Origin of the sequence: Bartonella sp. AP88HLJMH (assembly GCF_042195605.1) — a bacterium.
GTDB lineage: Bacteria > Pseudomonadota > Alphaproteobacteria > Rhizobiales > Rhizobiaceae > Bartonella.
On record NZ_JBHIOR010000043.1, the window covers coordinates 1 to 4,075 of the forward strand.

Below are 4,075 nucleotides of genomic sequence, written 5' to 3' on the forward strand. Positions count from 1 at the left end.
TGCGCCGCATTGGCATGGGGATTTTGAAGAAGCCGCGCGGCTCCTCCTGCCCCTTGTTGATGTGCTAAATACAATTCCGCTTCACTAGGCGCTCTTCCCAACAGGCGGCTTAAATGATTGCGATTATCAAGCGTCAACCGCCCCATGGCATCTGCCGCTTGCATGGGGTCAAAACGGTCTTGCAAACCATATTGCTTGGCGGTACTGTCTATAAATTGATACAACCCACCCGCAGAAGAACGGGGATTCCTTGCATTCGGATTGCCTCCACTTTCCACTTGCGCAACACGGTACAAATAACTCTCTGGCAAACCATAACGCGCTGCTGCTTGACGGATCGCTTGCTCTACAGAAGGACTATAACGGGTCATCGGTTAAACATCCTCACAACCTCGTTTCCACTTAATCTAAACAAATCAGAAAAACGCTTTTTCACCCACTCTTTCGTCGCATATCCCTTATGATGCGCATTTACCATACGTTGAATCAGATCGACAATTTGAGCATTCTTAATCTCTGTTCCCCCTGTTAACAATTTGACAACATCCTTTTCAATCCGTTGACGCTCTCTAAACGCCGCCTCTTTGAAAGGAATCCAAGCAGCCTTCCCAGCAGCTTTTGCTAATTGTACAGCTGCATCATGTTTACCCGTTGGCATATTGACGTTATGCCTAAATGATATCTTTTCATCCGCTACACGACCTGGTATTCTATTATAAAAATCTGCATAATCGGCTTCTTTTTCGATAACCTTCTTGACCGCAGAAGCTTTATCGGCTCCATAAATCTTTGCAAATCGTTTATACAGATCATTCGTACCAAAAATCTCCTTTGCCTTGGATACTTCATCTTTTGTTTGACCCATACCTTGTAAAAGTTCTGCTCTTGAGCCCTTTTTAAAGTATTCTTGTTGTGCCTTTGGTAATTCATCAAAGATTTTACTGAATTCATCCTTATTAACCGACTTGCTAAGGATTTTGGAACCTTCATCCATGGCATCTAAACGTGAACTATATTGATGATACAATGATCGTGCCTTCTTATATTTAGGCGATATATCATCCATAAGCTCTAATAACTTTTTCTGAATGCCAACTAAGGTATGAACTTTACTGTTATCTCCTATCTTCTCGGCTGCATCTCTCATAAGACCAAGTTTAACCTTCGTTTCATGGAGAACACCCATGTTGGGCTTTTCTTTAAGGAGATTAAATTTTTCAGAAGAAAATGGAGCAACTTCTTTGACCTTACTCGTGAATTCCTGTAGCCCTTCTTTATAAGCCTGTTTGAAATATGGACGCTTCATTAATTCATTAAGAGCGCCATAATGCTGTTCTCCTATTGGTATTTTTTTGGCTATTTCGTAAAGAGTATGTGGTTCTGCTTTCCTAATCGCTATAAGATCATTTTTTAAACCTGTGACATTTTGACGAGGAACAAAGTATTTATCAGCCGCCTGATGAATACGCTCCCCTCCTCCCAGCGCTCTCTGTTTAGCTCTCTTGGTTAAATCAAGATAAGCCCCTTGGTTTCTTTTCGCGATATCAAAAACAAGATCTTGTAAAAAAGGACTATGATCAGCTACGTAATCGGTAGGAACTGCTTTTTTAAAAGATTCTCCTAGCTCTTCAGAAGCTTCATTGCCTAAATGTTTACTGATTGCTCTTAACGTATCTTTTGAAACACCTTCTTTCGTATGAGAAGGAGAAAAAAGTCTTCGTATTCCACCAAAAGTAGAACCAAGCATACTGCCTACAAGATTTCCAGCCAATGCCCCGCCCATTCCTAAAGTTCCACCAGATGCCGTGGTTTGAAGTGTATTTAAAAGTCCTTCGCCTTCTCCTGCGCCATGTAATGCACCAGATGCTGCACCTACTTTAAGCAAATGAGGTAATGTTGTTTTGTTCGTGATGCCTAAAAATGGACTTGCAAATCGACTTGGGGGTAACTGACCTGCTTTCAAAAAGGCTTGACCTAATTTTGACCCCGCCACATTCCTTGCAAGTGTAGGCGCTACAAGGCGTGCTCCTGAGGCTAACAGTCCTCCCCCTAAAGTCGCAAGGGAAGGAATTGCCGCCCCTAAAGCATTTCCAGCAAAAGAAGTCCAATAATGTTGATCACTCATCCTACGATAATAATCACGTAGTCTATTGGCTTCTTTCTCATATTTTTCTATGGTTTTCTTATCTCCAGTCCAATAGTTGTAAAGCCCATTCAAAAAAGCACTTATTGCCAACTGATCATCAGAATCACGTCCTGCCGCTGTAATCCCAGCAATCTCATCATCTAAATTAAAACTCAAACCATGCTTTAAAGAGTTCCAAAAAGCTTCACTTTGCGTGATTTCGGGATGTTGGAATGATGTTTCGTATTCATCTTTAGGGATACGACGTATAACCCTTATTCCAGGACCAAAATCTGGAAATGGTTCCTCTACCGATTTTTCGTATTCATGTTTAGGGATACGGCGTATAATTCTTATTCCAGGACCAAAATCTGGAAAATCTTGATGAGTATTATTATGATGAACCATTTATCTATCCCTAATAATGTCATATATATAGTTACCGTCTGGTATGGATACTCTTTCTCCAATAGCAAGTTTTTTAATATCTTCTCTACTACTTATAGTTGGCAAATTTGCACTTCCTCCTTGTGATGACTGATTAGCAGAGGAGCGACTAGCATCTTCACCTAGTAAATAGGCTTTTGCTTCAGGCGATAGTCTTGAAATAACATCTCTTATTTGATTCAGATTCCGCGTAAATAATTCTACATTCATATCAATGCTTAGTTCACCTAAAGAATGCTTTAGCATGTCAAGATCTTTATCACTGACATTTCCAAGTCCTACCGCTCCTGTCCTTGATAATTGCTTCAGTTCGTCTATACGATCACTTGCTATACGTTCCTTAATTGATTTCACGACTTTATCTGCACCATTTTCTTTCAATCCAGGAACAATGCTTTTAATCCAAGCAATCAGACCTGTTGCATACCCACCTTTTTCCTTAAGGTACTCATCAAGATATGTGAGATCTTTCAATAAAATACTTTTCCGTACTATATTATTTGCATATAGAGCTTTTGCACGTTCAGCTTCCTCATACGATTTACCACCTTCAACCATAATATATCTATATCCACCTGGTGCATTCGGATCTTCCACAAGCATCCTACCGTCATTGGTAAATTGGGAATTCCTATTTCCACCGTTCACTTTTTGTAATAGAAAAGCATTCAACGCATCTCTATTTCCAGCTATGAACCGCGCTTCTTCTTCACTATAGCCTTTAGACTTTAGATACTCGACAGTCTGGTTAACCTGCCCTCTTTGTTTATCTCCTTCATGCAAGTTCTTCAGCCCCTTGGCAAAAAGTTGCCATCCAGATGAATTTGGACTAGCCGTTATCGCACCCATAAGAAAATCATCAATATTTTTACTAACATCAGACTGTGAAAAACGAGAAAATTTATCCCAAAAACTAAGATTTGGTTCAGGAGGCTGTTCTTGCAATGGAACTGGTTTTGTTGAAATAGGTGGAGAAGTCTCTAACTGAGGAGGAGTTTCTGATTGTGGAATCGGAGAGGGTTTATTCCCCTCATTATCTATCTCAGAAGGACGAATAGAACCTATTGGAGAAGGAGAAAAAGAGCCTATCTTATATGGATCATTCATAGAAATCGCATTAAGAAAAACTGGTAATTTATGTTTGTCCTTTCGTTGATTCGCTATTGATTGTAGTAGATCTTTTTCTAGTCTGCGTTCGTGTAGATCTTTTTCTAGTTTGGATATGAAACGTCTATCTCTCGGGTCAAAATCTATAAAAACCATTACTTTCCCTTTAACTATTTATTTTTTCTAAGATTATTCAAACTAAACGGCAGCATTTGCTGCCTTTTCCGCAGCCTTCTTTAATCCAAAAAGCACCATCATAGCATTCTGCCAAGGGTCGTTACCATGCATCTTAGATTCTGACATATTATTCATCGTCGTGCCGTAATTTCTTGCAAAGCCATGACCGGCGTTCATAAGCATATTCAACCTATTCCAGCCGCTATTGTCTTGTTCCAG

At 40.0% G+C, this 4,075-nt stretch carries 3 protein-coding genes and 1 pseudogene; all 4 read right to left on the minus strand.

Going from position 1 to position 4,075, the window contains the following annotated elements; all coding sequences use genetic code 11:
- Positions 1–371: transglycosylase SLT domain-containing protein (locus ACFIMA_RS09130; protein WP_375693763.1), on the minus strand; the 371-nt coding region annotated here is incomplete at its 3' end.
- The gene (locus ACFIMA_RS09135) at positions 368–2,533 is read right to left on the minus strand and encodes a hypothetical protein (RefSeq protein WP_375693764.1); all 2,166 of its coding nucleotides are present in this window, start codon (positions 2,531–2,533) and stop codon (positions 368–370) included. The genes ACFIMA_RS09135 and ACFIMA_RS09130, both read right to left, overlap by 4 nt.
- A complete protein-coding gene (locus ACFIMA_RS09140) occupies positions 2,534–3,679 on the minus strand; it encodes a hypothetical protein (protein ID WP_375632767.1) in 1,146 nt (381 codons plus the stop codon).
- A 198-nt stretch (positions 3,680–3,877) separates the two neighbouring features.
- Positions 3,878–4,075 (minus strand): annotated as a pseudogene (locus ACFIMA_RS09145) (hypothetical protein); the annotation flags it as partial.

Coding starts and splice junctions, on each gene's coding strand:
- ACFIMA_RS09135 (WP_375693764.1), bottom strand. CDS start 2,533: ATGGTTCATCATAATAATACTCATCAAGATTTTCCAGATTTTGGTCCT.
- ACFIMA_RS09140 (WP_375632767.1), bottom strand. CDS start 3,679: ATGAATGATCCATATAAGATAGGCTCTTTTTCTCCTTCTCCAATAGGT.